We start from the raw sequence: 24682 nt of genomic DNA, 5'->3' as shown, positions 1-24682 counted from the left end.
TGCTGCATCACAGCCCGTGACGGGAGGTTGCACAAAAACTGATTTGAATTGGGGCACATCTTTCGCATGATGGGGGGAGCTTTGGGAGGTTTTGATGACCCGTACGCCCCTGTTTACACCCGTCCTCATCGTCGGTTGCCTGATTATCCTTGTGTCGTTTGCGATCCGGGCAAGTTTTGGTGTCTTTCAGATTCCCATTGCCGAAGAATTTGGCTGGCTGCGCGCAGAATTTTCAATGGCGATCGCCATCCAGAACCTGGCCTGGGGTATCGGGCAGCCGTTGTTTGGGGCATTGGCGGAAAAGATCGGTGATCGCAAGGCCATCGTTCTGGGCGCGCTGATCTATGCGGCGGGCCTTGTGCTGTCGTCCTTTGCGGTCACACCAGAGGCGCATCAGCTCTATGAGGTGCTGGTTGGTTTTGGCGTGGCCGGGACCGGGTTTGGCGTGATCCTGGCCGTTGTGGGCCGCGCCAGTTCCGATGAGAATCGCTCGATGTCATTGGCGATTGCGACGGCTGCAGGCAGCGCCGGGCAGGTTTTTGGCGCGCCGCTCGCGGAATGGATTCTCAGTTTTACCAGCTGGCAGAACACCTTCCTGATCTTTGCAGCGGCCATTCTGGCGGTGCTGCTGGCCTTGCCGCTCATGCGTTCGCCGCAGCCGGTCAGCAAGGCCGAGCTCGAAGAAAGCATGGGGCAGATCCTCGGCAAAGCCATGCGCGATCCGACCTATACGCTGATCTTTCTGGGCTTTTTTTCCTGCGGTTATCAGCTGGCGTTTATCACCGCGCATTTCCCGGCGTTTGTGACCGAGGTTTGCGGCGCAATCGACCCAACCGGCATTCTGGCCTCTGTCGGCATTGGCACTACCTCGCGGCTTGGCGCGGTGGCGATTTCGCTGATTGGATTGGCCAATATCGCGGGCACGTTGCTCGCCGGATATCTGGGCAAACGTTATTCTAAAAAATACCTGTTGGCCGCGATTTATACCGGGCGCACCATTGTCGCCGCGGCCTTTATCCTGACGCCGATGACCCCTGCCACGGTGATATTATTTTCGATTGCGATGGGGTCTCTCTGGCTGGCAACCGTGCCGCTGACCTCGGGATTGGTCGCGCATATCTATGGGCTGCGCTACATGGGCACGCTTTATGGCATCGTATTTTTCAGCCACCAGCTTGGCAGCTTTCTTGGGGTCTGGCTGGGCGGGCGGCTGTATGATGCCTATGGCAGCTATGAGGCGGTCTGGTGGATCGGTGTCGGCATCGGGGCGTTTAGCGCGATTGTGCACCTGCCGATCAAAGAGCGCCCGTTGACCGCCGCCGCAGGGGCCTAAGCCGCTTCTTCAGTCGTCAGCAGCCCTTCGGCCACCAGCCGGTCAGCCCAGCCCTGCGGGCCTTCGAACAAATGGGTTTTCCAGCCGCGCGCATGGGCCGTGGCGATGTTGTCGGCGCGATCATCGGTAAAGAGCAGGCGATCCGGTTCGATCCCGCTGTCTTCTTCGACATGCTCATAGATGCGGTTGAATGGCTTCACCATTTGCAGCCGCCCCGAGATGTACTCGCGGTCAAATTCGCCGAGCACCGGATAGACCTTGACTGCGGGGGGCCAATTTTCCACCCCGAAGTTGGAAAGGGCAAAGACCTGAATGCCTTTGGCCCGCAAGGCGCGTAGTAACCGCCAGGAGTGATCAATGGCGGGGCTGGCCATGTCGAACCAATTGTCATGCCACATGCGGATTTCATCGCCCCATTTGGGGTTTTCTTCGGCGAAATCATAGATGCGGTCTTTAAACGGCGCGCCTAGATCGATGTCGTTGTTCATGTCGTGCATGTCGAGTTCGGCGAACATGGCCTTGCGCCGCTCCTCGCCAATGGCCTTGTCATAGAACCGCTCTGGGTCCCATTCGATCAACACGTTTCCGACGTCAAAAATGACTGCTTCGATTGGCATGAATATCGACCCTATTTCTGCGGTTTTGCGGCTTTTGCGGCGCGAATGTCGCGCTCTAATGCATCTAAAAAACGGCTGCGGTCAGCTTTGGAAAAAGCTTTGCCACCGCCCTGACGGAAAGGATCAGCGGAGCGAAGGTCAGTCATCAAATCCCGGACCGCCAAGGCCTGGCCCACGTTGCGCTCGTTCAATGGCTCGCCGTTGTGCTTCAGCACTTTGGCGCCTGCCTCGACGCATTTCGCCGCCAATGGAATATCGCCGGTGATCACCACATCGCCAACGCCTGCCCGGTCGGCGATCCACATATCAGCGACGTCCGGGCCCTCGGGCACGATGACGTTTTCAATCAGCGGGTTCACCGAAGGCCGCAAGCCGCCGTTGCTGACCACATAGACCTTGAGCTTGTGGCGGGTCGCGACCCGTTCCACTTCGGCTTTGACCGGACAGGCATCGGCATCGACGTAAATGTCGGTCACTTTTTCGCCTCAGCCTTCATCTTGGCCCGGGTGGCCTTTTTCTCAGCTTCACGCTCTTTGCGTTTTGCTTTGAATTCTTCGGGGATCGGCATGCGATTAAACGCATCCAGGCCGGCAATACGATAGGCTTCGGCGAGGGTTGGATAGTTGAAGGTATTTTCAACAAAGTAATCCACGGTGCCCTTGAGGTTCAAAACAGCCTGCGCGATGTGGATCAGCTCTGTTGCGCCTTCACCGACGATCTGCACCCCCAGCAAGCGGCGGGTTTTCAGCGACAGCAGCATTTTCAGCATGCCATGTTCCAGCCCCATGATGTGCCCGCGCGAAGTTTCGCGAAAACGGGCCACGCCGACTTCATAAGCGATGCCGCGCTCTTGCAGCTCTTCTTCGGACATGCCGCAGGTGGAAATTTCCGGCACCGAATAGATGCCATAAGGAAACCACGGGCTTTCCGGCAGTGTCGGGGTTTCAAGCGCGTGACAGGCGGCAACGCGCCCCTGCTGCATCGAGGTTGATGCCAGGCTGGGATGGCCGATCACATCGCCGGCGGCATAGATATGCGGCACCTCGGTCTGATAGTTCTTGCGATTGACCGAAATGCGCCCACGGTGATCCGTTTCCAGGCCAACCGCCTTCAGGTTCAGCCGATCGGTCGCGCCCATGCGCCCGGCCGCAAACAGCAGCATTTCGGCGCGCACGTGTCGACCGTTGGCCAGCGAAACCTCAACCATATCCTCGTGCTCTTCGACTTTTTCAATCGCCGAGCCAAGGCGCAGGTCCACGCCGTTTTCGCGGATCTGGTGGGTGAAATCTTGGATGAGCGTCTTGTCGATGAAGTCGAGAAAACTATCGCGCGGCTCAATCAGAGTGACTTTGACATCCAGCGCCGAGAACATGGTTGCGTATTCGACGCCGATGACGCCCGCGCCGACCACAACCAGGGACCGCGGGATGCGCGCCATATCCAGAAACTCGTCGCTGTCCAGAATGTTGGTGCCGTTAAATGGCACCGTATCCGGGCGGTAGGTTTTGGTGCCGGTTGCGATCAGGAAATTGTCAGCCGTCAGTCTGGTGGTTTCCCCGGCTTCGGTCGCGACCTCGACTTCTTTGGGGCCGACGAATTTTGCCACGCCGTTTAGCGTATCCACATGGTTGCGGTTGAACTGGTGTTCCAACACGTCAACTTCGTAATCCAGCGTCATATGCAGCCGCGCCTTGAGGTCTTCGGCTTTGATTTCCTCTTTGACGCGGTAGCTGCGGCCGTAAAACGTGCGTTCCCGCCAGCCAGACAGGTTCAGCACGGTTTCCCGAAGTGTTTTGGAGGGAATGGTCCCAGTGTGCACCGAAACGCCGCCAAACCGGTCTTTGCGGTCAATGACCAGCACTTTGCGTTTCAACTTGCCAGCTTGGATCGCTGCCGCGCGTCCGGCGGGGCCGGAACCAATGATGATGAGGTCGTAGTGTGACATAGTTAATCCGCGTAAAGGGCTTCTGCATGGAAAGAGATATGATCTTCCATATAGGTCGAAACAAAGAAAAAGCTGTGGTCATAGTCAGGTTGCAGCCGCAGGGTGGCGGGTTGCCGTTTGCGGGCAATCGCCTCGGCAAGGACGTCGATGCGCAGCAGGTCGATGAACTGATCGTCCGTGCCCACATCAATCAGCATCGGCCCGTCAAAGCCCTGCTGAGTCATCAGATAAGATGCGTCATGGGCCTGCCATGTATCGCGGTCATCGCCCAGATATGCGCTGAATTGTTTTTGGCCCCAATCGGAGGCAATTGGGTTGGAAATCGGCGCAAAGGCAGAGACAGATTTAAAGCGCCCCGGCAGTGACATCGCAAGTGTCAGCGCGCCATGGCCGCCCATCGAATGACCTGTGATCGCTTGGCGCTCCATATCAAGCGAAAATGCCTCTGCCAAAAGCTCGGGCAGTTCAGAAGCGATGTAGTCCCACATGCGGAAATGCGCGGACCAGGGGGCCTGCGTGGCGTTCACGTAAAAGCCTGCCCCTTGGCCGAGATCAAAGGCGTCATCATCCGCGACATCACCGCCCCGTGGGCTGGTGTCTGGAAAGACAAGCGCAATGCCCTGTTCCGCCGCCCAGGCCTGCGCGCCCGCTTTGGTCATCGCGTTTTCATGGGTGCAGGTCAGGCCGGACAGAAACCACAAAAGCGGGACGGGGCCGTCTTGGGCCTCGGCTGGCAGGAACAGGCCAAACGTCATGTCGCATTGGCAGCTGGTCGACGCATGGGTGTAAACGGCCTGCGTCCCGCCAAAACACTTGCTTTCCGAAACTTTCTGCATCTAGCCCTCCGAGGTTTGCGGCATGGCTAACGCATCGTTGCAGCCAAGGGCAAGCAACCTGCGCCGAAAGAGCAGAAATTTACGACAAATGGCTAAATTATCAGCGTGCTTACCCAGCTGATGACAAGCGAAACTGTGATGATCGACAGCGCGGTTGTGATCAAGATTGAGGCCGAGACACGCTGCGGGGCGACCCGATAGTGTTGCGCCAGAATAAAGACGTTATTGGCAACCGGCAGCGCCGAGGCAGTAATGATCACCGCCGCGGCAAAGGGATCAACATCAAACACCCAAAGCGCAAAAAAGGCGACGGCCAGCGGGTGCAGCGCCAGTTTGCACAGGGCGATCCATCCGGCAACATAGGGGCGCTCTGCCGATTTGGAGGCAAGACTCGCACCGATGGCAAACAAGGCCCCCGGGGTGGCGGCAGCACCGAGCAGCACCAGGAATTCGTCTAGAACGACGGGCATCGGCAGGCTGAGCCCGGCCCAGATCAGGCCGGTCGAAATGGCAACAATCATCGGATTTCGGATCAGGCCGAGCGCCACGGTTTTGAACAGGTGCAGTGTCAGGCGACCATCGCGGCCAACATTGATCAATATGACGATAAGCGACGCAAAGAAGACGGAATCCACAATCAGAACCAGCATATTGGGCCCAAGTGAGGCTTCGCCCAGCAGCAGGCTGAGCATGGGAATGCCAAGAAATCCGACGTTGCCGATGACAGCGCATTGCGCCTCTACGGCGGCTTCGGGGATGGTCTGTTTGCGCCAGAGCGCAATGGCCGTTGCGATCAGGTAAACCAGCAGCGATCCCGCAAGATAGGCAAAGATGACTTTCCAATCGACCGCCTCTGCCAGTGAAAGATTGGCGGCAAAGCGAAACAGCATTGCCGAGAGGGCAAAATAAAACACGAACTTTGTGAGATAGGCGGTCGCTTCCTCGCTAAAGAAACGGGTGCGCCCGGCCCAATAGCCAAGGCCAATAATGGCAAAGAACGGCAAGGTTTTGAGAAAAATCGCAAGCATACTTTGATTGCTAGCGCTTATTTAGCGATCTGCAATCAGAATGTGATCACCCCGATCCAATCAACACGCCTGCAGCAAAGACAAGCGCGCCGCCCATCACCACTTGAAACGCCGCGCGGAAAAACGGCGTTTCCATGAATTTGTTTTGGATCCAGGCGATGGCCCAAAGTTCAATGAACACCACGATGATGGCAATGACCGTGGCGGTCCAAAAATCGGTGATGAGGTAGGGCAGCGCGTGCCCAAGCCCCCCGACCGTGGTCATGATGCCAGAGGCGAACCCGCGTTTGATAGGTGAGCCGCGACCGGACAGCGCGCCATCGTCACTTGCGGCTTCGGTGAAGCCCATCGAAATGCCCGCCCCGACGGAGGCCGCCAACCCAACAAGAAACGTGGTCCAGGTGTCCTGGGTGGCAAAGGCGGTGGCAAAGATTGGCGCGAGGGTGGATACCGAGCCGTCCATCAAGCCAGCGAGGCCGGGCTGTACCCAGGTCAGAATGAACTGCCGTTTGGCGGTTTCGTTTTCCGCGTCCCGGGTTTCATGATCCAAATGGGTGTCTTCCAAATCCTGCGCCGTGGATTGGTGATCTGCCTCTGCTGCCGCCAAATCACCCAATAGTTTGCGCGTCGCCGCATCTGTGCTGCGCTGGGCGGCTTGCCGGTAGAAACGTTCCGCCGTGCGCTCCATCTCTGCGGCTTCGGCCCGCAGGCGCGCCACGTCGAGATTCTTGGTCAGCCAGACCGGGCGCCGGGCATAGGCCCCGGCGACATGCTCACGCCGGATCAGCGGAATGGTTTCGCCAAAGCGCGCAATATGCAGATCAATCAGCTGCTGGCGATGGCCATCTTCCTCCAGCGCCATGCCGTCAAAAACCTGGGCCGTCGCCGGGTAATCCTCGCGCAGGGATTGCGCGAAACTCCGAAAGATTCGGGCGTCGTCTTCTTCGTTTGAAATGGCCAGAGCGATGATTTCCTGCTCGCTCAAATCGCGGAAATGCCGCCTCTGTGTGAAATAACGCATATGGCCCTCAGTTTAGAATGGTTCTAGGTTAGAGGCGTGTTTCCGCCAAGGCAATACATTTGAGTCCTTGTGAAAACTAAACTGATCAGTTTATATTTGAACCCTCATATTCAAAGGGCGCTATGAATTCTCAATCCCCACTTACGCGGAAGGGCCGCAAGGTCGATCAGGTGCTTCATGGCGCGCGCGAAATTTTTCTACGCGACGGCTTTGAGGGCGCAAGCGTCGATGATATCGCCCGGGCGGCTGGCGTATCAAAGGCCACGCTCTATAGCTATTTTTCCGACAAGCGGCAGCTTTTTCAAGAAGTTGTACAGAGCGAATGTGATCGCATGGCGACACGTATTGTTGGTCAGATCAATGAAAACGCCCCCGTGCGCGAGCGGCTGATTACAGCAGCCTATGGGGCGGGGCGCTTTATCGTCTCTGATTTTGCGCAGCGCATTTTTCGCATTTGCGTCGCAGAACGGGATCGGTTTCCCGAGCTTGGGCAAGCCTATTATGCCAGTGGGCCGGCAAAAGGACATGCTGAGGTGCGTTATCATCTGAAATGCGCGGTCGAACAGGGCGAGCTGGTGATCAACGATATCGATATGGCCGCCCATCAGTTCACTGAACTGTGCAAAACGCGCGTGTTCATACGCGCATGTTTTGGGGTGCAGTCTGATTTTTCGGATGACGAAATGAAAGAAATCGCAACCGAAGCGGTCGAGACTTTTTTGGCGCGCTACGGCGCCTAGTGGCCGGGCGCGCGCGGCGCGCCCAGCCTAACGGCATCAATATTCGACAACAGCGCGAATGGATTTGCCTTCGTGCATCAGATCAAAGCCATCGTTGATCTGATCCAAGGTCAGCTTGTGTGTGATCATTGGGTCGATTTCGATCTTGCCGTCCATGTACCAATCGACAAATTTCGGCACATCGGTGCGGCCTTTGGCACCGCCGAAAGCAGTGCCTTTCCAAACGCGCCCCGTCACAAGCTGGAAGGGGCGGGTCGAAATTTCTGCCCCCGCTGGCGCGACCCCGATGATGACGGAAACGCCCCAACCACGGTGCGAACATTCTAGCGCGTCGCGCATGACCTCAACGTTGCCGGTGGCGTCAAAAGAATAATCGACGCCGCCAAAGGTATCTTTCTCGGTGGTGGTCAGCTTGATGATTTCTTCCGTGACCGAGCCATCAATTTTCGACGGGTTCACGAAATGCGTCATGCCGAATTTGCGCGCCATATCAGCTTTGGAATCATTCAGGTCCACCCCAATGATGGTGTCCGCCCCGGCCATACGCAGCCCCTGAATGACGTTCAGGCCAATTCCGCCAAGACCAAAAACAGCGGCGGTTGAGCCGATTTCGACACCGGCGGTGTTGATCACCGCGCCAATGCCGGTGGTGACGCCGCAGCCAATATAACAAATTTTGTCAAACGGCGCGTCCTTGCGCACTTTGGCCAGTGCGATTTCCGGCATGACGGTGTGATTGGCAAAGGTCGAGCAGCCCATGTAGTGATAGATCGGCGTGCCATCGAGCATGGAGAATCGCGTGGTCCCATCCGGCATCAACCCCTGACCCTGCGTGCCACGAATGGCGGTGCAGAGGTTGGTTTTGCCCGAAAGGCAGGCGTGGCACTCACGGCATTCGGGCGTATAAAGCGGGATCACATGATCGCCCGGCTCGAGCGTGGTGACGCCTTCGCCCACTTCCAGAACGATGCCTGCGCCTTCATGGCCCAAAATCGCTGGAAACAGACCTTCCGGATCAGCGCCAGAACGGGTGAATTCATCGGTGTGACACAGTCCCGTGGCTTTGACTTCGATCAGAACCTCGCCCGCTTTTGGGCCTTCCAGGTTCACATCCATGACTTCAAGCGGTTTGCCGGCCTCAAGGGCGACGGCGGCGCGTGTGCGCATCATAGCTTATCCTCCGTTTGATTGCGGATATTGTCGGTCAACCCAAGCTTCGCTGCAAGTGCTGCAGCGACAGCCGTGGCAACAGATACGACAGACGGTTATTTGCGATAGCTTTTGTGACAGCTGCTGCAGCTTTGCCCAACGGCACGCATGCCCGCGCCCAAACGCGCGATGTCAGACACATCCAGCGCCTCTGCAGCGTCGCGCATGTTTTGGGATTTTGCGGTAAAATCGTCGAAGTTTTCCCAGACGGAAGCGCGCGCCTCGCTGACCGGGTCGCTGGCGTTGACGGTAAACAACGCGGGCGTCTGCGCGGCAACCTCTATCAAGATGGCCTTGGCCTTCGCGGCGGCGTCTGCGTCAAAGGTGGTTCTGCCGCGGGCCATGTTGCTCAACAGTTTGCTGGCCTGTTGCGCCTGACCCATGGCATGCATCCGTGCTTTGACATGCGGATCGCTCACGCCGGAATGGGCCAGGGCTGCCCCGGTCAGCGCAGTGATGACCAACACGGCGGCGATTGTCTTTTGAAACTTCATGAAAGGGCCTCTTCTTGGGTGCGAACGCGATGGGCCGCACCCTATCGCAAGGGGCCTGAAAGAAAAGTGCTTTTCGGGAAGAGCCCCCGACGGCGCATCTGGGTGGGGGCAAGATAAGAGGCCGTCGGGGTAGCGGTTATTTTCGCTATGATCCCTTTATTGCAGCACCCTTGGGCGGATTCGGGGAAGCGAAGGGGCGATTTGCCGCTGAATCTGCGGCAAAATCTGGGCGCGCACAACTTATTGTAAACTTGATTTATTTCAGGATCGGGGTGACACTGTCTGTATGAACATGTCTCCAACCACCCCATTTCCCGGAGCGCAGGCCACACAGACACAGGTGGCATTCCATCGCACTGAATTGAATATCATCCTATCGCTTTACGGGCGAATGGTGGCGGCCGGTGAATGGCGCGATTACGGGATTTCCAACCTGCGGGATGTCGCGGTCTTTTCAGTGTTTCGCCGCACGGCAGAGCATCCGCTTTATCGCATTGAGAAACGCCCAAAGCTGCGCAATCGGCAGGGGCTATATGCGGTGATCGGTATGGATGGGCAGATCTTGAAACGTGGCCACGATCTGAAGTCGGTTCTGCGCGTCTTGGAACGCAAACTTATTCGCCCGATCGACTAGACGCCAATGCAACCCGTTTGCGCGCTGTGACCGGCCCGTCGCCCTGCGCCGCGATGCGCTGCACCGCCGCCTCAATCCCTTCATAGGTCACGCACATGTGGTGCGCATTGGCATGAATGAGCCGCCGCTCATCGGCCACAAGGGCGACATGGCCCTTCCAAAACAGCAGATCATTCCGCGCAAGCGGCGCATCCTCGGGCAAGACTTCGCCAAGCTGTGCCTCTTGCAGGTCGCTGTCTGCCGGGCAGGGGATGCCACAGGCCAGAAACGCCGCCTGCACCAGCCCGGAACAATCAATGCCAAACCGGCTGTTACCGCCCCAAAGGTAGGGCGTATCCAGATAGAGCTTGGCCTCTGTGAGGGGATCGGGCTGGCGAAAGTCGATCGCGCAGCAATGCACCAGGGGCACGAAGCCTTCGGCGATTTTGAGGAAGCCGTTTTCCTCGGTCTGCCCATGCAGGCTGCAGCCGTGGCTCAGGCGCATCAGGTCACGGGATTTGAAATGAGGGCGCTCATAGACATGGGTGGCCGCTGCCGCGATGCGGTGGGTTGGCGCGGGCACCGCCGCGAGCGAGGATTTTGGAACATAGCCGACATAGCCGTCTTTCTCGGCTTTCACGAAGGCCCAGCCCTCATGCATCTCGTAGACGCCCACAGACTCCCCGAACAACAGCTGCCGGTCCCGGTGTCCTTCTGGGGAGGACATCAGATCGACCATCGGCCAATGCACCGCATAGGGTTCAGGATCGACATAGGAAACGCCCGGCCAGACCGCGCGCAAACTGGGGTCGGCGACGCGTTTGTTGGCGGCAGTCAGGCGGCGGTCTCTCACAGGTTCAGCACTTTGGGCAAAGCTTCTAGGATGGCGCGCGCGCCCATGCCCACCCCACCTTTGGGACGGGCGGGCTTGGCGGAGGGGTTCCAGCCGTAGATGTCAAAATGCGTGTAACGCCCGGTATCGACAAAGCGGCGCAGAAACAGCGCGGCGGTGATCGATCCGGCAAAGCCGCCGCTGGGCGCGTTGTCCAGATCGGCAATGCCGGGTTCGATCATGCTTTCATAGGCGTCCCAAAACGGCATCCGCCAGAGCGGGTCCGCCACCGCATGCCCGGCCGCCTCCAGCGCGGCTGCCATGCTGTCCTCTTCGGCATAATAGGGCGACAGATCAGGCCCCACTGCCACACGCGCTGCGCCGGTCAGTGTCGCCATCGAAATGATTTGATCCGGCGCTTCTTCGGCGGCGAGCGCCAAGGCGTCCGCGAGAACCAGACGCCCTTCGGCATCTGTGTTGTTGATTTCCACGGTCAGCCCCTTGCGCGAGGTCAGGATGTCACCGGGCCGGAAGGCATTGCCGCTGACGGCGTTTTCCACCGCCGGAATCAGCACGCGCAATTGCAGCGGCATGTCCTGCGCCATGATCATATGCGCAAGGCCCAGGACTGTGGCTGCGCCGCCCATGTCCTTTTTCATAAGCCCCATGGAGGCACCAGGTTTCAGATTCAGACCGCCGGTGTCAAAACAGACGCCTTTGCCAACCAAAGTCAGCGTTGGGCCGCGTGTCCCCCAGCGCATGTCCAGCAGGCGCGGCGCCTGCGACGCGGCGCGGCCGACGGCGTGGATCATCGGGAAATTCTGTTGCAAAAGGTCATCGCCTTTGATGACCGCGATCTTGGCACCAAATTGCTGGGCAAGGGTGTGGGCTGCTGCATCCAATGCGTCAGGGCCCATATCGCTGGCCGGGGTGTTGATCAGATCGCGCGTCAGGGCTTCGCCCGCGGCAATGCTTTCAATCTCTGCGCGGTTCACGCCGTCCGGGCAGGCCAGCGCAGCGCCCGGCTTGGCCTGATCGCGGTAGCGGTCAAACCTGTATTGGGCCAGAAGCCACCCCAGCAGTTCGGTCTCTTGCTGGTTTTCAAAGGACGGTGGTTTGCTGGCGATCTGAAAGGTTGCGCCCGGCAGCTTGGGCTGCGCGGCCGCGAGCGCAAATCTTCCGCGCTTGCGCGTGTCTGCCGACCCATAGCCGACAACGGCCCCCGCGCAGCTGCCATCAGGCGCCGGCAGAACCGCGCAGCTCCCGATCTCGGCGGTAAAACCAGTGGCCTGCAGCCATGTTTGTATCGCTTGCGTCTGATCCGTGCACCAGGCAGCAAAAGAGTCGGTATCAACGATATGAAGCGGAAGGGCGCCTTGGGCGTCGGTGGCAAAAGTCAGGGGCATAGGGTCATCTTTTGAGTTGCCGTTTTTGACAGCCTAGCTGCCTAGTGACTCGCTGCAACAGAATTCGCACGCCGCCGGGCGTGATAGGCGCAGGCAGGTTTCCGGGCCGCCGTGGCGTTATATGTCCAAGATCGGATTGATTGTGGCTTTTCCCTCGAAATTTTTGAAAGATCAGCGTATCACCGCAGAACGCGCGGAACGGAGATAACATGAAATACGCCAAGCAATTGCCCGCTTATCTGATCCAACGGTTCAAAGGTTGGAGAGCGACCAGCTATGAGAACAACAAATCCTGGTATCGCCATTTGGGCGAAGAAGGCCAGCACCCGCGCGCAATGGTGATTTCCTGTTGCGACAGCCGCGTGCATGTCACCTCGATTTTCGGCGCAGATCAGGGCGAATTTTTCATTCACCGCAATATCGCCAACCTCGTGCCCCCCTATGCGCCAGATGGAGATCATCATGGCACCTCGGCTGCGATCGAATACGCGGTGTCGGCGCTCAAGGTCGCGCATGTGATCGTGCTGGGCCATTCGTCTTGTGGCGGGGTGCAGGGCTGCATCGATATGTGCAAGGGCAACGCGCCGCAGCTAGAAGCCAAGGAAAGCTTTGTTGGCCGTTGGATGGATATCCTGAAGCCGCGCTATGACAGCGTTGCAAAAATCAAAGACCCGGCAGCGCAGGCCCGGGCCCTTGAAAAACATGCCGTCCTGGCCAGCTTGGAAAACCTCATGAGCTTCCCGTTTGTCAAAGAACGTGTCGCGGCCGGGCAACTGACCATTCACGGGGCCTGGCACGATATTGCTGAAGGTGGTGTGGAGGTCTACGACAACGAAAGCGACAAATTCGTTGCGCTCTGAATAGGCTCTAATATGGCAAAAGGCACCCGGCTGGGTGCCTTTTTTCGGTTTGCAATGCGCCGAAAGTTAAACGGACACTTTGCTCAGCAGAGCCTCGCGCTCGGTTGCGCTGCTTGGGGCGTTGTGCACCACTTCGCCGCGGGTGAGCGCAACGAAATGATCCCCAAGCCCATAAGCAAAATCAAAAAACTGTTCGACCAGAATGATCGCCATGTCGCCCCGGTCCCGCAGATAAGAAATCACCTGACCGATCTGCTTGATGATATTGGGCTGAATGCCTTCGGTGGGTTCATCCAGCAACAAGAGCTTGGGTTTCGTCACCAAGGCCCGCGCAATCGCAAGCTGCTGTTGCTGCCCGCCGGACAAATCCCCGCCGCGCCGATTGCGCATGTCTTTCAGCACGGGAAAAAGCTCGTAGATTTCATCCGGCACCATGCGCTCTTCGCGGGGCAGGCAGGCGTAGCCGGTTTCAAGGTTTTCGCGCACGGTCATCAGCGGAAAGACATCGCGCCCCTGCGGTACATAACCAACGCCCATCCGCGCGAGCTGAAAGGCGGTTGCGTTTTGTGCCACGTCGGTTCCATCCAGCCGCATGACCCCGCCCGAGCGCGCATGGGTGCCGGATATGGCCTTCAGCAAAGAGGTCTTGCCCACCCCATTTGTGCCCATCAGGCAGGTCACTTTGCCCAACTCCGACGTCAGTGAAACATCGTAAAGAATCTGGGAATGGCCGTAATGCAGCGTCAGGTTTTCGATATTCAGCATCTTTAGCGTCCTAGATATACGTCAATGACTTCGGGGTTTTGGGTCACGTGATCCAGCGAGCCTTCGGCCAGAACCGACCCTTCGTGCAGCACCGTGACCTTGCAGTTAAGGCGGCGCACGAATTCCATGTCATGTTCCACCACGACCACGGCGCGGGTTTTGGCGGCCTCGACCAGAATTTCGGTGGTCTTTTCGCGCTCGGCCGGGGTCATGCCCGCGGCGGGTTCGTCGACCAGCAAAAGCCGGGGCTCTTGCGCCAGCAACATGCCGATTTCCAGCCACTGCTTTTGACCATGGCTTAGTTCACCGGCTTTGCGGGTCAGCTGCTCGGTCAGGTTGGTCTGTTCGGCGATGGCTTCGATCCGGTCAGAGCCGTTTTGGGTTTTGCGATAAAACAAAACTTCAAATGGCCCGCGCGGGTTCTTCAGCGCCATGGCGAGGTTTTCGCGCACGGTTTGCTCTTCGAACACCGTGGGTTTCTGAAATTTACGGCCAATCCCGGCGCGCGCGATGTGGCTTTCAGAGCGGCCAATGAGGTTGATCGACTTTTCCCCCCACAGCACGCGCCCTTCATCAGGTTTGGTTTTGCCGGTCACGATATCCATGAACGTGGTCTTGCCCGCCCCATTGGGACCGATGATGGCCCTGAGTTCGGGTTCATTGATCTGAAAGGCGAGGTTGTTGATCGCCTTGAACCCGTCAAATGAGACCGAGACGCCGGACAGTTCGAGAAGCGCGCTCATTGGGATTTCCTTGTGAATTTGTCAAAGAGCATGCCGATGCCCCCTGGGAAGAACAATGTGACTGCAACAAAGGACAGGCCCAGAAGAACCAGCCACCATTCGGTCCATTGGATGGTGTAAAAGCCGAGGTTTACATTTGGCGCGCTGCCGCCGGTGAACCAGCTGGACAGGAGCGAGACAAAGGCGGTGCCAATCACGGCACCATAAAGCCGCCCGCGCCCGCCGATAGCCACCCAGACCGCCAGATAGATCGAGGCGATGGGCGCAATTTCGGCCGGATTGATGATGCCCGCCTGCGGGTAATAAAGCGCCCCGGCGATCCCGGCGACAATGGCCGTCAGCGTGAACACGAAAAGCTTGTAGCTTTCGACATGGTAGCCCAGAAACCGCACCCGGCTTTCATCGTCGCGAATGGCGCGGATCACGCTGCCCATCTTGCCCGACAGCACCCGTGCAAACAGCACATAGCCCGCGCCGAGGGCGACAGCGGACGCCCAGAAGAACGCCATGGAGACGACCGATTGCGGCACCGCTTCAAATCCGGGGATATTCTGTAGCCCCGAAAGACCGTTGTTGCCGCGCAGGCCACTGTCGTTCTGAAACAGATACAGCGCCAGCGCCAAGGTCATCGCTTGCGTCAGGATCGACAGATAGACCCCTGTGACGCGCGAACGGAAGGCCAGCCAGCCAAAGATCAGCGCCAGAAAGCCCGGCACCAGCACCACCAACAGCAACTGCAGCAGCAGGCTATCGGCAAAGGCCCAGATCAGCGGAAATTCGGACGAGCCGACCACGCCAAAAATCTGCGTCGCAATGGCGTCATTCACTTCGGCCGGGGTGGGCGGGATCAGCCGGGCAGAGAGGTTCTCAACCACGATGGCTTCGGTGCGCGCATACATCAGCCACATGCCGACCGCATAACCCCCGATGCCGAAAAAGGCGAAATGCCCCAGGCTCAGGATGCCGCAATAGCCCCAGACCACATCCATCGCGATGGCGACCAGACAGAGGCACAACACCTTGCCGAGCGTTTTCACAAAAGATGTCGAGATCAGGCCCGCCCCCGTGGCTTCGGCCAAGACCGTCACGCCGAGGGTGAAAGCAGCCAGGCACAGCAGGAACCAGAGGACAGAGGGATTGTTTGCAATAAAACTGCGTTGCATCGGATCAATCTCCTGCCGCACGGCCTTTGAGGGCGATAATGCCCTTGGGCCGAAATTGAATGAAGAGGATGATAAACAGGATCATATAGGTCTGCGCGGCCAAGGTATTGGACGGGTTGAGCCATTCGACCCCCTTCTGGAAGGTGCCAATCATCGCGGCCCCGGCCAATGTGCCCCAAACATTGCCCACGCCGCCGACCACAACGGTCATGAACGACTGCACAATATAGTCAGAGCCCATCTCGGAGGTCACTTTGGCAAAGAGGCCGATGGCCACGCCAGCGATCCCGGCGATGCCAGAGCCAAGCCCGAAGGTCATCATCTTGATCTTGTCTGGGTTGATCCCCATCGAAGCCGCCATGCGCGGGTTTTGCGTCACGGCGCGCACCTCAAGGCCTAGGCGGGTTTTCTTGAGGATAAAGAGCAGCAGCCCAAGGAACAGGAGCGCCAGCACAAAGATCGCGATGCGGATATAGCTGATCTGCACCACGTCGTTGATGACCCAAGCGCCATCCAGCCAACCCGGTGAGGTCAGCGGGCGCGCCTGCGTGCCAAAAATGTTTTTCGCCAGCTGTTGCAGCGCAATCGAGATCCCGAAGGTCGCCAGCAAGGTTTCCAGCGGGCGATTGTAGAGCCAGCGAATGACCGTGCGCTCCATCAACACACCCGCCGCAAAGGTCACGGCGAAGGCCAGCGGCAGCGCGACAACCAAGGACAGCGTATAATTGGTGATGAATTGCTGCACGACATAGCCCGTATAAGCACCCATCATGATGAATTCACCGTGGGCCATGTTGATCACACCCATCACGCCAAAGGTGATGGCCAGACCGACGGCGGCAAGAAAGTAAATCGAGGCCAGCGAAATGGCATCAAGCCCAAGATCTGCGGCCTGGTTGAGGCCGACGCGGGTATTGACCGCTGACTGCGCCTCTTTGGCCGCAGCGGTCACTGCGTCGTCTTGATCAAGGTAGATTTCGTAAATCCCCCAGTCTGCCAATGCTGCGTCAATATCTTCTTGGGTCACGCGCGCGGGCACGACATCAGATGCGGCCAGCGCATCATAGGCCTTGGCGCGCGCATCCAGCGTATCAAGCTGGGCAATCGGGATACCTGCGACACGGCCACCATCGACATAGCTTTCCAGCGCCAGGCGAATCTCGTTGTCGCTGATGGTCGCCGGAAGCCCGCTGGTTTCCACGAGCAGCGTGTAGGCCTCGGTGCGGCTGAGGTCCTCGCCAACTTCAAGTTGACGCGCGATGTTTTCGCCATCGGGCAGCGCCTGCGACGCCGCAACGCGAGTTTCCAGAATTTGCGACAGCACGGCGCGGCCTTCGACACTCAGGTCGCCTGCAATGGCTTCAATCGCCGCAACGCGGTCTGCGCTGCTCTCGCCAAAACGCGCCATGAGGTAATTGGCAAGGCGTTGCTTGCGCAGTTTCAATGTCGCATCGCTCTCGCCGTCGATCGACGCGCGCAGCGGTTCGATCTGATCGGCACTCAGGTTGCGCGAAATCGCGTTGAGCGCATCGGTGCGGCGGTTGATATCCGGGTCGCTCAGTTGAAATTGCACCAGATATTGCGCGATGACTTTACGGACGCCGCCATTGGGTTTGATCTGTTTGATGTCGCTGGCAGAAACCTCTGTGGCGACTTCGGTGCCGCCTGATACGTCTTTCAGCGTATAGGTCTTGCCGGTCTTGTCGGCGTAGAAAAACAGCCCATCCGCCGCGCGCTGATAGACCTCTTTGTCCTGCCAGTTCTGCAAAAATTCTGGAACCTGCGGCAGACCGGAGCCCACCAGCGCATCCAGCACTGGGGTCACGTTCTTGCGCGAGGGTTTCGCAATGATTTTTTCGTGGGTCTGTAAGAGGGCCTGTAGGTCTTGGGCATGCGCCGTCAAAGGCAAGCAAAGCGCCGCCAGCACGAATGTCAGTAGTCTGATCATGGGAGTGTTCGCCGGATAAGGAAAACCGAGGGGCGTGCCATCACGCCCCTCGGTGTATTGGTCTTAGTAGTTGGATTTGATCTGTACGCAGCTTGCGGTTTCGGTGTTGTACATACCGCAACCCAGATCTTTCCAGTCAGACTTCAGCACTGCGGAGGCAGGCAGGAAGTCAGTCCAAGCATCGCCTGGCACTTCTTCAGTCTTGGAAATGATGTCAAACTGACCGTCTGCTTGAATCTCGCCGATCAGCACTGGTTTCGCCAGGTGATGGTTTGGAAGCATGACAGCTGTACCGCCGGTCAGGTTCGGGAACTCTTGACCGTACATTGCGGTGCGCACAGCGTCGACATCGGTGGTGCCCGCCGCTTCGACCGCGTTCACCCACATGTTAAAGCCGATATAGTGGGCTTCCATTGGGTCATTGGTCACGCGCTCTGCACCGGCATAGGCTTTCCATGCGTCGATGAACTCAGCGTTGGATTCGGTTTCAGCGGATTGGAAGTAGTTCCAGGCCGCCAGGTGGCCAACAAGGTTGGATGTGTCCAGACCGGACAGTTCTTCTTCACCCACGGAGAAGGCCACAACTGGGATTTCGTCAGCAGAGATGCCGGCCGCTGCCAGTTCTTTATAGAAGCCGATGTTTGCGTCGCCGTTGATGGTGGAGATGACACCGACAGATTTGCCGTCTTCGCCCAGAGCCACAACATCCGCAACGATGGTCGCCCAGTCAGAATGGCCAAACGGTGTGTAGTTTACAAAGATGTCGTCTTTAGCAATGCCGTTGTCTTGCAGGTATTGCTCAAGAATGTTGTTGGTGGTGCGTGGGTAGACATAGTCAGTGCCCAGCAGCGCGAATTTCTCAACGCCCAGCTCTTCCAGGAAGTAGTCCACCGCAGGGATCGCCTGTTGGTTCGGGGCAGCGCCTGTGTAGAATACGTTTTTGGAGGATTCTTCACCTTCGTACTGAACCGGGTAGAACAGCAGGCCGTTCAGCTCTTCGATGACCGGCAGAACGGATTTGCGGGACACCGATGTCCAGTTGCCAAAGATCACGTCCACTTCGTGTGTGGTCAGCAGCTCGCGTGCTTTTTCAGCAAACAGTGGCCAGTCAGATGCAGGGTCGACAACAACAGGCTCGATCTCACAGCCCAGTACGCCACCTTTTGCGTTCTGCTGTTCAACCAGCATCAGCATGGTGTCTTTCAGAGTGGTTTCGGAAATGGCCATCGTACCGGACAGCGAGTGAAGAACGCCAACTTTAACCGGGCAGTCTGCCGCCATAGCCGCGCCGGCCATGACCGTCAGGGCCGCTGCACTGGTGAGAGTTTTAGAAAACAGGTTCATTTTTAGCTCCTCGCGAAGCCTGCAGATTGTTGCGCAGGGTTGCACAACCGCGTAGCAGTAGCTTCGCAACTATCGTTGCATTTCGTGTGGCGGCCGCTTCGAGGTCCAATTCGTATGGCCGTCACACACCCACATCCCATCATGTTCGCGCCGCGATGCGCTTGGGTGGCCTTAGAAAAAGGCTGAAGTGGCGCTACACCAATATTTAGATGTGTGAACGCGCCGGTTTGGACGCGGTTGTCTAATTTTTAATCGAATGCGAGGCATGATGTCTAAAAATTAGGCGTAGGCGCGGGGTTTCGTGTATGATTTGAGAGAATCGTCATCACATTCCGGCGCTGTTGATGAAAGATGTGGCAGAGCGATCAAGAAAAGGAATGTCTGCCATTAACGCCCCCTTAAAAAATTCACCCGCGTTTGCCGTCGGCCCGGTGCCACGCACGCAGGGCATGCTGACGCTCAGCAGCAAGCGTATTGGTGCGCGGAGCGGTATTGACCGCTTTCGGGCTCAGGGCGCGATGAAGGGGCTCTTCTCGCGTGGTGATGATGTTGAGGCGATCTTGATCAATACGTCGGGTGGTCTGACCAGCGGCGATCAATTGACGCTTTCGCTGCACGCCGGACCGGACAGCAAAATGACCGCAACCACCCAAGCGGCAGAGCGGGCCTATCGCGCAGATGCGGGCCGCGCCCGAGTTTCAACCCATCTGCAAATTGACGCGGGCGGGCAGATCAACTGGTTGCCGCAAGAGCTGATTTTGTTTGAAGGCTGCAAGCTGAACCGCAGCCTCACAGCAGATCTTGCGCCAAACGCCCGATTGCTGATGGTGGAGCCGGTGGTGTTTGGCCGCGCGGCCATGGGTGAGACGTTAAAAGATATCGAATTTGAGGATCGCATCCGCATCCACCGCGATGGCGCGCCGCTTTACAATGACGCCCTGCGCCTCATGGGCGACATGACCCGTCACCTGGCTGGGCGAGCCGTTGCGCAGGCCGGGGCTGCCATGGCGAGTGTGGTTTATGTCGCGCCGGATGCGATGGCCCATCTTGCCCCCATACGCGCCATGTTGCCACAGACGGCGGGCGCAAGCCTTCTGGCGGACGATTTGTTGGCCATCCGATTGATTGCCGCCGACAGCTATGAGTTGCGCCGCAGCCTTCTGCCCGTTCTGGATCGGCTCAGCCGCGACGGGCTTCCGACTTCTTGGAGACTATAGAAATGAACCTGACCCCCCGCGAGAAAGACAAACTTTTGATTGCCATGGCCGCCGAAGTCGCACGCAAACGGTTGGCGCGCGGTGTGAAATTGAACCACCCGGAAGCCATTGCCCTGATCACCGATGCGGTGGTCGAAGGCGCGCGAGATGGCCGCTCTGTCGCTGATATGATGGAGGCCGGGGCCACCGTCGTGACCCGCGAGATGTGCATGGCGGGCGTGCCCGAGATGATCCACGACGTGCAAGTCGAGGCGACCTTTCCCGACGGCACCAAGCTTGTCACCGTTCACAACCCCATTCGATAAGGAGATCCGCCCATGAAATTCGCTTTGCCACTTGTCCTGCTAGCCAGCCCCGCCGCCGCCCATACCGGCGTGCATCTGCATCCGCATGGGGTTGAACCCCTGCTGATTGGCCTCGCGCTGATTGCGGTTGCCGGTGTGGCCGCCAAACTGGCCTTCGCAAAATGATCCCCGGTGAATTGTTCCCGGCAGCGGGCGAGATTGAGCTGAACACAGGCGCACAAGCCATATCCATGATGGTGGCCAATACCGGCGATCGTCCGGTGCAGGTGGGCAGTCACTATCATTTTGCCGAAACCAACCCGGCGCTTGATTTTGATCGCGACGCCGCGCGCGGTCTACGGCTTGATATCGCCTCGGGGACCGCTGTGCGGTTTGAGCCGGGCCAGCGCCGCGAGGTGCAGCTGATCCCGATTTCCGGCGCGCGCAAGATCTACGGATTTAACCAGAAAGTGATGGGGGCGCTCTGATGCCAGCCAAAATCAAACGCTCCGACTACGCCGCGATGTTTGGCCCGACCGTGGGCGACAAACTCCGCCTGGCGGATACAGATCTGATTATCGAAGTCGAAAAAGACCTGACCGGCCCCTATGGCGAAGAGGTCAAATTTGGCGGCGGCAAGGTCATTCGCGATGGTATGGGGCAATCGCAAGTCACCCGCGCCGAGGGGGCGGTGGATACCGTCATTACCAATGCGCTGATCGTCGATCATTCGGGGATCTTCAAGGCTGACGTTGGCCTCAAAGACGGCCGCATTTACAAGATCGGCAAAGCCGGCAACCCGGATACCCAGCCGGGCGTCGACGTCATTGTCGGCCCCGGCACCGAGGTGATTGCGGGCGAAGGGCGCATTCTGACCGCAGGCGGCTTTGACAGCCACATTCATTTCATCTGCCCGCAGCAGATCGAAGATGCGCTGCATTCCGGCCTGACCACGATGCTGGGCGGGGGTACCGGCCCGGCCCATGGCACCTTGGCGACAACCTGCACGCCGGGTCCTTGGCATATTGGCCGCATGATGCAGGCTGCAGATGCCTTTCCGATGAACCTGGCCTTTGCGGGCAAGGGCAATGCCAGCCTGCCCGCCGCATTGGAAGAGCAGATTAAGGGCGGTGCCTGCGCACTAAAGCTGCACGAAGATTGGGGCACAACGCCTGCGGCGATTGATTGCTGCCTGTCCGTGGCGGATGCCATGGATGTGCAGGTGATGATCCACACTGACACGCTGAATGAATCCGGTTTTGTCGAACACACCGTCGGGGCCATGAAAGGCCGGACGATCCACGCCTTTCATACCGAAGGGGCCGGGGGTGGCCATGCGCCCGATATCATCAAAATCTGCGGCGAAGATCACGTGCTGCCCAGCTCAACCAACCCGACCCGGCCCTTTACGGTGAACACCATCGAAGAGCATCTGGATATGCTCATGGTCTGTCATCACCTGGACAAGTCGATCCCCGAGGATATCGCTTTTGCCGAAAGCCGCATCCGCCGCGAGACGATTGCCGCCGAGGACATCCTGCATGACATGGGGGCGTTTTCGATTATCGCCTCGGATTCTCAGGCCATGGGCCGCGTGGGCGAGGTGCTGATCCGCACCTGGCAGACCGCAGACAAGATGAAAAAGCAGCGCGGGCGTCTCGCCGAAGAGACCGGCGACAATGATAACTTCCGCGTGCGCCGCTATATTGCCAAATATACGATCAACCCGGCGATCGCCCATGGCTTGAGCCATGAAATTGGCAGCATCGCCGAAGGCAAGCGCGCTGATCTGGTGCTTTGGAACCCGGCGTTTTTTGGGATCAAACCGGAAATGGTGCTTTTGGGCGGGACAATTGCAATGGCGCAGATGGGCGACCCCAATGCGTCCATTCCGACGCCACAGCCGGTCTACAGCCGCCCGATGTTCGGGGCCTACGGCCGCAGCGTTGAAAACTCTGCCGTCACCTTCGTGTCGCAAGCCGCCGCAGCCGATGGGTTGCGCGACCGTCTCGGCCTCGCCAAACAGACCATCGCCGTAGAGAAGACGCGCGATATTGGCAAAAAGGATCTGCTGCTAAACAACGCCACCCCCACCGTCGAGGTGGACCCGGAAACCTATGAGGTGCGCGCTGATGGGGAGCTTTTGACCTGCCAGCCTGCCACCGAGCTGCCGATGGCGCAGCGCTATTTCCTGTTCTGAAGGAGGCGAATATGACCACGCTGCCTTTGGCGCAGACCCTGCACCGCCATGCCCATGATGCAGATGGCACGGTGACGCTAGATTACGATGGGCGTTTCTTGCGCCGCAAACGGCTGATCACCGATCAGGGCTGGCCGTTTGTGATCGATCTGGAAAAGACCACGTCGCTTAATCACGGGGATTGCCTCGCATTGGATGATGGCCGTTTTGTCGAGGTGCGCGCCGCCGTTGAGGAAGTGCTGGTCGTGACCGGCGCGCCATTGCATCGGCTGGCCTGGCACATTGGCAATCGCCATACCCCCTGCCAGATCGAAAGCAATCGACTGCTGATCCAGAAGGATCCGGTCATCCGGCACATGCTTGCGCATCTGGGGGCGGACATCACTGAGGCGCAGGAACCTTTCACGCCGGAAGGTGGGGCCTATGGCCATGGCCGCACCCATTCACATGAGCACGGCGCATCCGCGCATGACCATTCACATGCAGGATCCCATGAGCACAGCCATTGATCCGCGCCTTCTGACTCTGACCCAATGGCTGTCGCCCGCCTACCCGGTGGGCAGCTTTGCCTTCTCGCATGGGCTGGAAAGCGCCATCGCCAATGGGTGGGTGCACGATGAGGTCAGCCTGCAGGGCTGGCTGAACGATCTGTTGCACCACGGCAGTGGCAAGGCGGACGCAATCTGGATCAGACTAGGTTATGAGGCCCCAGATGCCGCGGCCGTGCTGGCGCTGAATGCTGAAGCCAAAGCCTTTGCGCCTGCGGCGGAACGTCTGCGCGAAGCAACGCGGCAGGGCGCTGCCTTTGCCCAGATCACGGCTGATGTCTGGCAGATCACCCTGCCGCCGCTTTTGATGCCTGTGGCGCTGGGCCGCGCGGCGCATCTGCTCGGGCTCGACGTCACCGCCGCCACGACGCTTTACCTGCAGGCCTTTGTCAGCAATCTTGCCAGCGCAGCGCAGCGCCTGATGCCGCTGGGGCAAACCGGGGCGCAGCGCGTTATTGCGCAGATGGTCCCCGCCTGTCTGGCCTGCGCCAGGGCCGCGGCGACGGCGCAGTTGAACGATATCGCCTCCTCCGCTTTCCTGTCGGATGTGGCGGCGATGCAGCACGAAACACTCCAGCCAAGGCTTTTTCAATCATGACCCAAATGCATGGCCCTATCCGTATTGGCATTGGCGGCCCCGTCGGCGCGGGCAAAACCACGCTGACAGCGCGCCTCGCCGAGATCCTGAAGGACAGCTATTCAATCGGCGTGATCACCAATGATATCTACACGCAAGAGGACGCCGAGGCGCTGATGCGCCAACAGATCCTGCCCGGCGATCGCATCATCGGGGTGGAAACCGGCGGGTGCCCGCATACCGCCATTCGCGAAGATGCCTCCATCAACCTCGCAGCTGTGGCCGAGATGCAGGCCCGCCATCCGGATCTTGAGGTGGTGCTGATCGAAAGCGGCGGCGACAATCTTTCGGCCACGTTCAGCCCCGAGCTGGCGGATGTGACGGTCTATGTGATCGACGTGGCTGCGGGCGAAGAGATCCCACGCAAAGGCGGGCCGGCGATCACGCGCTCCGATATTCTGGTGATCAACAAAACCGATCTCGCCCCGCATGTCGGTGCCTCGCTTGAGGTGATGCAGACGGATGCGGCCCGCATGCGCGCGGAGCGTCCGTTTTTCTTCACCGCGCTGCGTCATGGCACCGGGGTGGCGGCGGTTGTGGCCGCGCTCAAGGAGATTTCGGGTTTGAACTGACCCTGCGAGTCGCCGTTTTGTGGGTGACTCGGGCGTCAAAGCGGTGCCGTTTGGGGGGATCGCCGCCAAATCGGGGCTGCCGGGCGGATTTTGCAGCGCTTTGCCGTTGCGATTTCGCTGGGTAGGCGACTGTTAGCGCAGAAAGTTTACGCATAAGTATCTGGTTTTATTGGTATATTTTAGAAAGTTAATAGTTTTGTGCATTTTCTATGAAAAAGCGCTTGCGGGTTTTGCGGGGAAACCTTAGAACCCCCTTCACCGGCGGCGCTGAGGCGCACAACGGCGGGTCAGACGGGAAACGGAGCGGTGCTCTGGGGGTCGTTTGAA

27 protein-coding genes are annotated in these 24682 nt (G+C 58.7%); 12 read left to right on the top strand and 15 right to left on the bottom strand.

Translation table 11 applies throughout. The features are described 5' to 3' along the window. Positions 1 to 94: 94 nt before the first annotated feature. Positions 95 to 1333 carry an MFS transporter gene (locus tag N6L24_RS04690; protein ID WP_271843501.1) on the top strand — a complete coding sequence of 413 codons (1239 nt, stop codon included), beginning with the start codon at positions 95 to 97 and terminating at the stop codon, positions 1331 to 1333. On the opposite strand, the gene N6L24_RS04685 is transcribed toward N6L24_RS04690, so the two are convergent. The 6 genes from N6L24_RS04685 to mbfA form a co-directional block, all read right to left on the bottom strand. Then, complete coding sequence (locus tag N6L24_RS04685; RefSeq protein WP_271843500.1) at positions 1330 to 1950, bottom strand: HAD-IA family hydrolase; 621 nt, start codon at positions 1948 to 1950, stop codon at positions 1330 to 1332. The genes N6L24_RS04690 and N6L24_RS04685 overlap by 4 nt on opposite strands. An 11-nt stretch (positions 1951 to 1961) precedes the next feature. Beyond that, positions 1962 to 2426: a YaiI/YqxD family protein gene (locus N6L24_RS04680; protein WP_271843499.1), complete on the bottom strand. Its 465-nt coding sequence runs from the start codon at positions 2424 to 2426 to the stop codon at positions 1962 to 1964. Then, on the bottom strand, positions 2423 to 3895 hold the full coding sequence (gene sthA, locus N6L24_RS04675) for a Si-specific NAD(P)(+) transhydrogenase (protein ID WP_271843498.1): 1473 nt from the start codon (positions 3893 to 3895) through the stop codon (positions 2423 to 2425). The genes N6L24_RS04680 and sthA overlap by 4 nt, the downstream gene beginning before the upstream one ends. 2 nt (positions 3896 to 3897) lie before the next feature. Then, complete coding sequence (fghA, locus tag N6L24_RS04670; protein WP_271843497.1) at positions 3898 to 4731, bottom strand: S-formylglutathione hydrolase; 834 nt, start codon at positions 4729 to 4731, stop codon at positions 3898 to 3900. A 92-nt stretch (positions 4732 to 4823) separates the two neighbouring features. Next, positions 4824 to 5759 carry an AEC family transporter gene (locus N6L24_RS04665; RefSeq protein WP_271843496.1) on the bottom strand — a complete coding sequence of 312 codons (936 nt, stop codon included), beginning with the start codon at positions 5757 to 5759 and terminating at the stop codon, positions 4824 to 4826. Positions 5760 to 5805: 46 nt separating this feature from the next. Further along, a complete protein-coding gene (gene mbfA, locus N6L24_RS04660) occupies positions 5806 to 6780 on the bottom strand; it encodes an iron exporter MbfA (RefSeq protein ID WP_271843495.1) in 975 nt (324 codons plus the stop codon). Between the two features lie 122 nt (positions 6781 to 6902). Here mbfA and N6L24_RS04655 point away from each other — a divergent pair, with 122 nt between their 5' ends. After that, positions 6903 to 7520: a TetR/AcrR family transcriptional regulator gene (locus N6L24_RS04655; RefSeq protein WP_271843494.1), complete on the top strand. Its 618-nt coding sequence runs from the start codon at positions 6903 to 6905 to the stop codon at positions 7518 to 7520. Positions 7521 to 7556: 36 nt separating this feature from the next. Here the strand turns inward: N6L24_RS04655 and N6L24_RS04650 are convergent, their stop codons facing one another. Continuing rightward, a complete protein-coding gene (locus tag N6L24_RS04650) occupies positions 7557 to 8687 on the bottom strand; it encodes an S-(hydroxymethyl)glutathione dehydrogenase/class III alcohol dehydrogenase (RefSeq protein ID WP_271843965.1) in 1131 nt (376 codons plus the stop codon). A 98-nt stretch (positions 8688 to 8785) separates the two neighbouring features. Then, positions 8786 to 9223 carry a c-type cytochrome gene (locus tag N6L24_RS04645; RefSeq protein WP_271843493.1) on the bottom strand — a complete coding sequence of 146 codons (438 nt, stop codon included), beginning with the start codon at positions 9221 to 9223 and terminating at the stop codon, positions 8786 to 8788. Positions 9224 to 9509: 286 nt separating this feature from the next. On the opposite strand from N6L24_RS04645, the gene N6L24_RS04640 reads away from it, so the two are divergent. Beyond that, on the top strand, positions 9510 to 9857 hold the full coding sequence (locus N6L24_RS04640; RefSeq protein ID WP_442872581.1) for a DUF2794 domain-containing protein: 348 nt from the start codon (positions 9510 to 9512) through the stop codon (positions 9855 to 9857). On the opposite strand, the gene N6L24_RS04635 is transcribed toward N6L24_RS04640, so the two are convergent. Next, positions 9838 to 10689 carry a C40 family peptidase gene (locus N6L24_RS04635; RefSeq protein ID WP_271843492.1) on the bottom strand — a complete coding sequence of 284 codons (852 nt, stop codon included), beginning with the start codon at positions 10687 to 10689 and terminating at the stop codon, positions 9838 to 9840. The two genes, N6L24_RS04640 and N6L24_RS04635, sit on opposite strands and share 20 nt — an antisense overlap. Next, the gene (locus N6L24_RS04630) at positions 10686 to 12074 is read right to left on the bottom strand and encodes a leucyl aminopeptidase family protein (RefSeq protein WP_271843491.1); all 1389 of its coding nucleotides are present in this window, start codon (positions 12072 to 12074) and stop codon (positions 10686 to 10688) included. Before N6L24_RS04630 ends, N6L24_RS04635 begins: the two co-directional genes overlap by 4 nt. A gap of 209 nt (positions 12075 to 12283) precedes the next feature. On the opposite strand from N6L24_RS04630, the gene N6L24_RS04625 reads away from it, so the two are divergent. Continuing rightward, positions 12284 to 12934, top strand: coding sequence for a carbonic anhydrase (locus N6L24_RS04625; protein WP_271843490.1), 651 nt, complete (start codon positions 12284 to 12286; stop codon positions 12932 to 12934). Between the two features lie 66 nt (positions 12935 to 13000). On the opposite strand, the gene urtE is transcribed toward N6L24_RS04625, so the two are convergent. From urtE to urtA, 5 genes are all read right to left on the bottom strand, one after another. Next, positions 13001 to 13699 (bottom strand): urea ABC transporter ATP-binding subunit UrtE, encoded by a 699-nt coding sequence (gene urtE / locus N6L24_RS04620; RefSeq protein WP_271843489.1) that lies wholly within the window; start codon positions 13697 to 13699, stop codon positions 13001 to 13003. A 2-nt stretch (positions 13700 to 13701) separates the two neighbouring features. Further along, positions 13702 to 14442: an urea ABC transporter ATP-binding protein UrtD gene (gene urtD / locus N6L24_RS04615; protein ID WP_271843488.1), complete on the bottom strand. Its 741-nt coding sequence runs from the start codon at positions 14440 to 14442 to the stop codon at positions 13702 to 13704. After that, a complete protein-coding gene (urtC, locus tag N6L24_RS04610; RefSeq protein WP_271843487.1) occupies positions 14439 to 15605 on the bottom strand; it encodes an urea ABC transporter permease subunit UrtC in 1167 nt (388 codons plus the stop codon). Before urtC ends, urtD begins: the two co-directional genes overlap by 4 nt. Before the next feature lie 4 nt (positions 15606 to 15609). Further along, a complete protein-coding gene (urtB, locus tag N6L24_RS04605; protein ID WP_271843486.1) occupies positions 15610 to 17553 on the bottom strand; it encodes an urea ABC transporter permease subunit UrtB in 1944 nt (647 codons plus the stop codon). Between the two features lie 63 nt (positions 17554 to 17616). Further along, positions 17617 to 18897 (bottom strand): urea ABC transporter substrate-binding protein, encoded by a 1281-nt coding sequence (gene urtA, locus N6L24_RS04600; protein WP_271843485.1) that lies wholly within the window; start codon positions 18895 to 18897, stop codon positions 17617 to 17619. A 377-nt stretch (positions 18898 to 19274) separates the two neighbouring features. On the opposite strand from urtA, the gene N6L24_RS04595 reads away from it, so the two are divergent. The 8 genes from N6L24_RS04595 to ureG are packed head-to-tail and all read left to right on the top strand — an operon-like array spanning position 19275 to position 24355. Beyond that, positions 19275 to 20114 (top strand): urease accessory protein UreD, encoded by an 840-nt coding sequence (locus N6L24_RS04595; protein WP_271843484.1) that lies wholly within the window; start codon positions 19275 to 19277, stop codon positions 20112 to 20114. 2 nt (positions 20115 to 20116) lie between these two features. Next, the gene (locus N6L24_RS04590; RefSeq protein ID WP_271843483.1) at positions 20117 to 20419 is read left to right on the top strand and encodes an urease subunit gamma; all 303 of its coding nucleotides are present in this window, start codon (positions 20117 to 20119) and stop codon (positions 20417 to 20419) included. 12 nt (positions 20420 to 20431) lie between these two features. Continuing rightward, positions 20432 to 20584: a hypothetical protein gene (locus N6L24_RS04585; RefSeq protein WP_271843482.1), complete on the top strand. Its 153-nt coding sequence runs from the start codon at positions 20432 to 20434 to the stop codon at positions 20582 to 20584. Next, positions 20581 to 20886 carry an urease subunit beta gene (locus tag N6L24_RS04580; RefSeq protein ID WP_271843481.1) on the top strand — a complete coding sequence of 102 codons (306 nt, stop codon included), beginning with the start codon at positions 20581 to 20583 and terminating at the stop codon, positions 20884 to 20886. The genes N6L24_RS04585 and N6L24_RS04580 overlap by 4 nt, the downstream gene beginning before the upstream one ends. Next, a complete protein-coding gene (ureC, locus tag N6L24_RS04575; RefSeq protein ID WP_271843480.1) occupies positions 20886 to 22598 on the top strand; it encodes an urease subunit alpha in 1713 nt (570 codons plus the stop codon). Before N6L24_RS04580 ends, ureC begins: the two co-directional genes overlap by 1 nt. A gap of 11 nt (positions 22599 to 22609) precedes the next feature. Beyond that, a complete protein-coding gene (locus tag N6L24_RS04570) occupies positions 22610 to 23107 on the top strand; it encodes an urease accessory protein UreE (RefSeq protein WP_271843479.1) in 498 nt (165 codons plus the stop codon). Beyond that, a complete protein-coding gene (locus N6L24_RS04565) occupies positions 23022 to 23744 on the top strand; it encodes an urease accessory protein UreF (protein ID WP_271843478.1) in 723 nt (240 codons plus the stop codon). The genes N6L24_RS04570 and N6L24_RS04565 overlap by 86 nt, the downstream gene beginning before the upstream one ends. After that, positions 23741 to 24355, top strand: a complete 615-nt coding sequence (gene ureG / locus N6L24_RS04560; protein ID WP_271843477.1) for an urease accessory protein UreG — start codon at positions 23741 to 23743, stop codon at positions 24353 to 24355. Before N6L24_RS04565 ends, ureG begins: the two co-directional genes overlap by 4 nt. The last annotated feature ends 327 nt before the right edge of the window (positions 24356 to 24682 follow it).

It is taken from the genome of Cognatishimia sp. SS12 (assembly GCF_028369055.1).
In the GTDB taxonomy this organism is placed as follows: domain Bacteria; phylum Pseudomonadota; class Alphaproteobacteria; order Rhodobacterales; family Rhodobacteraceae; genus Cognatishimia.
The sequence above is the reverse complement of the archived record's forward strand: the minus strand, read 5'-3'. Positions and strand labels throughout refer to the sequence as shown.